The organism is Nocardioides sp. (assembly GCF_030655615.1).
Classification (GTDB): Bacteria; Actinomycetota; Actinomycetes; order Propionibacteriales; family Nocardioidaceae; genus Nocardioides.
Genome location: NZ_JAURVJ010000106.1, coordinates 1 through 4,551 on the forward strand (window position 1 = coordinate 1; position 4,551 = coordinate 4,551).

The following is a 4,551-nucleotide window of genomic DNA, read 5'->3' on the forward strand; positions in this document are numbered from 1 at the left end:
AGGAGTCGACGGCGGCGCGTGCGCTGGCGGCGTCGTCGGCGAGCTCGGGCCACGAGGCGAGCCACGCGTTGACGTCGGAGCGCCGCGCGCTGGGCACGACCACGCCGACGGTGCCGCCGACCTGGCCGGCGACCTCGACGACGGCCGCGCGGGTCGCGGCCTCGAGGTCGGCCACCGGTCCGACGACCTGGGGCTCGACTCCGGTCGACCGCACCGCGGTCGGCAGGTCGGCGTCCAGCCCCACGCGCTCGGCGTACGCCGCCGCGAAGGCGTAGATCTCCGAGGAGTTGCGGTAGTTGGTCGACAGGTGGAACTCGTGCATGGCCTTGCCGGCCAGCGCCTCGGCGCGTGCTGCCGCCGACTCGGCGGGGATCGGCCAGGAGGACTGGGCCGGGTCGCCGACGATGGTCCACGAGGCGGCACGGCCGCGCCGCCCGACCATCCGCCACTGCATCGGCGTGAGGTCCTGCGCCTCGTCGATGAGCACGTGGGCGAAGCCGTCGTCCTCGATCGAGTGGGTGGGCGCCTGCCAGGCCCGGCCGGAGGGGGCGTACTCGCGGTCGGAGGCCGTCATCAGCTCCTGGATGTCGACGGCGCCGTCGATGAGGGTCATCGGGTCGTCGCGGTCGTCGTCGGCCTTGGCCGGCACGTCGCCGATGGCGTAGCGGAGCTCGTCGAGCAGCGCGACGTCCTCGATCGACAGGTCGGTGGCGCCCGACCACGACTTGAGCAGCAGCCGCTGCTCCTCGGGGGTGACGACCTCGTCGCCGACGCGGACCAGCAGGTCGGGGTCGCGCAGCCAGCCGAGGACGTCGGCGGCGGCCAGCGGCGGCCACCAGGCGGCCACGAAGTCGAGGAAGGTGTCGTCGCCGAGCAGGTCGTCCTCGAAGAACTCGCGGCCCCGCTCGCGGCCGCGCTCGCTGCGGACCTGGCGCCACATTGCGTCAAGCAGCGCCCGGCCGACGCGGGGCAGCTGCTGGTTGCGGCGGCCCTGCGACATCAGCTGGCGGCGGATGCGGCCGAGCACGCCGCGGTCGAGGACGAGGGTGTTGTCGTACCAGAAGAGGCGGAAGGCGTCGGGGCTGCCGGGCGCCTGCTGGCGGGCGGTACGACGCATCAGCTCGGCCATCCGCGCCGAGCCCTTGACGTCGGCCACGGCCGGCTCGTCATGACGCACGGCGCGGACGCCGTCGACGACCTCGCCGAGCGAGCGCAGCGCGACCGCGGTCTCGCCGAGCGACGGGAGGACCCGCTCGATGTAGCGCATGAACACGCCGCTGGGCCCGACGACGAGGACGCCGCCGGTCTCGTAGCGGCGCCGGTCGGTGTAGAGCAGGTAGGCCGCGCGGTGCAGCGCGACCACGGTCTTGCCGACCCCGGGGCCGCCCGAGATCGTCGTGACGCCCCGCGACGGCGCGCGGATCGCCTTGTCCTGCTCGGCCTGGATGGTCGCGACGATCGAGTGCATCGTGCGGTCGCGGGCGCGGGACAGCTGCGCCATCAGCGCGCCCTCGCCGAGGATCGGCAGGTCGTCGACGTTGGCCTCGGCGTCGAGCAGCTCGTCCTCGACGCTGACCACGGTGGTGCCCGCCGAGCGCAGCACGCGGCGGCGTACGACGTCCTGCGGCTCGGCCGCGGTCGCCTGGTAGAACACGGCGGCGGCGGGGGCGCGCCAGTCGATGAGCAGGGAGTCGCGGTTGTCGTCGCGCAGGCCGATCCGACCGACGTAGCGCGGCTCCGGGTCGAGGTCGGGGCGCAGGTCGAGCCGGCCGAAGACGAGGCCCTCGTGGGCGGCGTCGAGCTGGGCGAGCCGCTTGGCCGCCTGGAACACCATCGCGTCGCGCTCGACGAGACCACCCTCGTGGCCGAGGCGACCACGCTCGTGGCCCTCGCGCGCCAGCTGCTGGGCCGCCTTGCCGGCGTCCGCGAGCTGACGGTGGACGCGGTCGACGAACGCCTGTTCGTGAGCGATCTCCTGCTCGACGAGCTCTTCAGTCACGCGGCTGGCCTCCACTGCCCCTCGGGTGCCGACGAACGGCAGTCGTCCAGTCTACAAAGGGGATCGTCCGAGTGCAGCAACGGCGAGCAATCGGCGAGCGACCGGCCCACCACCAGCCCACCACCAGCCCACCGTCAGCCCACCGTCAGCCCACCAGGAACGCGCGCACGCTGCCGTAGAAGCGGGTCCGGTACTTGTCGGCGACCCGCTCGCGGACCTTCTCGCCGGGCTCGAGGTCGATCGGCCCGGCGAGCGGGCTGACCCGCTGGAAGTGCTGGGGCTCGCCGCCCTCGACGGGGGCGTACTCGATGCCGACGACCATCACCCGGATCGGCTTGTCGTAGGTGTTGGCGACCAGCACGCTGCCGAGCGTGTTCTCGCTCCGGGTCGACCCCGAGATGTCGAAGCGCTTGACCTTGATGTCGTTGGCCTTGGGAAGGTCGTTCGGGAGGGTCCCGGGGGCGGTCACCGTCACCTCGACGTCGGCGACGTCGGCCGCGTCGGGGCCCTTGAACTTCAGGACCTCGATCACCTCGGTGTAGGCGGGCACCACCTGCTCGCCACGGTCGCTGCCGAACGCGGTGACGACCTCGACGTCGGGCAGCACGACCCCTTGGGCATCGACGGCCACGATGTCGAGGTCGGGGGCGCCGGCCGCGTCGCCGTTGTTGGCGATGGTGAGGGTCTGGTCGATGAAGCCCTCGCCGCCGTCGGCCTGGTAGGCGAACGACAGCTCGACGCCGATCGGCGCCGGCTCGTCCTTGCCGTCGGCCTGGGGCAGGGTGCAGCCCGTCAGGGACAGGGCGGACCCGGCGACCAGGGCCCCGAGCGCGCCGAGGGTGGGGACTCCGCTACGCATGGGGGCATCATCGGCCATCGCGGCGCCGGATGGCAGCACATCGGGCAAGTGTGACGCGGGTCAACCTCGCGGGCCGTCGCGGCTGGTCAGGCCCGTGGTGTCCTGGGCCGGGTCAGGAACGCCGTCATCGCCTCGCGGGCCTCGTCGGAGGCGAAGAGCCGGGCCGAGAGCTCGGCCATCTCGTCGGCCCGGGCGTCGATGCGGTCGAGCAGGTCGCGCGCGAGCAGCGCCTTGGTCTCGCGCAGGCCCTGGGGTGCGCCGGTCGCGAGCTCGGCGCACAGCTCGGCGGCGGCGGCGTCGAGGTCGGCGGCGGGGACCGCGCGGGTCACCAGTCCCATCGCGACGGCCTCGGCGCCGGTGAAGGCCGCGCCGCTCAGGCAGGCGTACGCCGCCGCCCGCGACGTCAGCCGGGGCAGGACGGTCAGCGAGATGACGGCGGGTGCGAGACCGAGCTTGACCTCGGTCAGCGCGAAGGTGGCCTCCTCGGCGCTCAGGACGATGTCGCAGGCCGCGACGATGCCGATGCCCCCGGCGCGGACCGGACCCCGGACGACGGCGACGACCGGCTTGGACATCCCGACGACGTAGCGCTGCAGTCCGACGATGGCCTGGACCCCCACCGACATGCCGTCGGCCGACGCCTCGGAGAGGTCGGCGCCGGAGCAGAACACCCGGTCGGCGGAGGTGACGACGACGACCCGTACGTCGGGGTCGGCCTCGCTCCGCTCGAGCCGGTCGGCCAGCTCAGCCACCAGCTGGCGCGACAGCGCGTTGCGGTTGTGGGGCGAGTCGAGCGTGATCGTGGCGACGGCACCGTCGAGGGAGAGGTGCACGAGCTCGGCGGACGGGCCGCTGTCGGGGCGCTCGTCAGGCGTGGCGTGAGGCGTGGCATCGGGCGTGACGTCGGGCATGGCGCCATCCTGCCGCACCCATCCGGAGAGGCCCTCCGCGCCGAACAGGGAGCATGGTGTCACGTCGTCTCTACGCCCTCTTCGGCCTGCTCTCGACCCTCGTGGGCATGGCGGTGGGGCACTTCTCGGCGTCGCTGCTCCACCCCGACTCCTCCCCCGTGCTCGCCGTCGGGTCCGGCGTCATCGACCGCACCCCGGTGTCGATGAAGGAGTGGGCGATCCGCAACTTCGAGTCCGACGGCTTCAGCATCGGCCCGTTCGACTTCGCCGCCCGCAACTACGACAAGGTCGTGCTGATCGGCTCCGTGTTCGTCGGGGTCGCGGTCCTCGCGCTTGTCGCCGGCCTCGTCACCCGCATCCGCTACGTCTTCGGCGCCGCGATGCTGGTCGTCCTGGTCCTGGTGGCCGCCGGCGCCGTCGTCGACCGCCCGCTCTTCGAGGCCGTCGACCTAGTCCCCAGCATCCTCACCGCGATCGCCGGCGTGGCCAGTCTCTGGTGGCTGCACCGCACGGCCAACGGCCTGCCGCTCGACCCGCGGGCCAGGTCGACGGTCGAGATCGCCAAGGCCGAGGGGGCTGCCTCCGCTCCCACCGCCACTCCGGCCACCCCGACCGTCGCCGGCAAGCGCCGCGCGACCCTCGGCACCAGCCCGGTCCCCGCGGACCAGACCGACGACGACGGGGAGACCGTGGTCGTGATCGCCCCCGGCCCCGGTTCCACGACGACCCAGCCGCGGCCCAGCCGCCGCGGCGTCCTCGTCGCCGGCGGCGTGCTCGCCGCC

At 73.6% G+C, this 4,551-nt stretch carries 3 protein-coding genes and 1 pseudogene; 1 reads left to right on the forward strand and 3 read right to left on the reverse strand.

Translation table 11 applies throughout. The annotated features are described in order from the left end of the window. From Q7T52_RS08645 to Q7T52_RS08655, 3 genes are all read right to left on the reverse strand, one after another. On the reverse strand, positions 1-1,999 hold a 1,999-nt coding region (locus Q7T52_RS08645; protein ID WP_304801450.1), incomplete at its 3' end, for a UvrD-helicase domain-containing protein. 145 nt (positions 2,000-2,144) lie between these two features. Then, a complete protein-coding gene (locus tag Q7T52_RS08650) occupies positions 2,145-2,858 on the reverse strand; it encodes a hypothetical protein (protein WP_304801452.1) in 714 nt (237 codons plus the stop codon). Positions 2,859-2,944: 86 nt separating this feature from the next. Then, a complete protein-coding gene (locus tag Q7T52_RS08655; protein ID WP_304801454.1) occupies positions 2,945-3,769 on the reverse strand; it encodes an enoyl-CoA hydratase family protein in 825 nt (274 codons plus the stop codon). A 53-nt stretch (positions 3,770-3,822) separates the two neighbouring features. On the opposite strand from Q7T52_RS08655, the pseudogene Q7T52_RS08660 reads away from it, so the two are divergent. Beyond that, a pseudogene (locus Q7T52_RS08660) lies at positions 3,823-4,551 on the forward strand (hypothetical protein); the annotation flags it as partial.

Coding starts and splice junctions, on each gene's coding strand:
- Q7T52_RS08655 (WP_304801454.1), bottom strand. CDS start 3,769: ATGCCCGACGTCACGCCCGATGCCACGCCTCACGCCACGCCTGACGAG.
- Q7T52_RS08650 (WP_304801452.1), bottom strand. CDS start 2,858: ATGCGTAGCGGAGTCCCCACCCTCGGCGCGCTCGGGGCCCTGGTCGCC.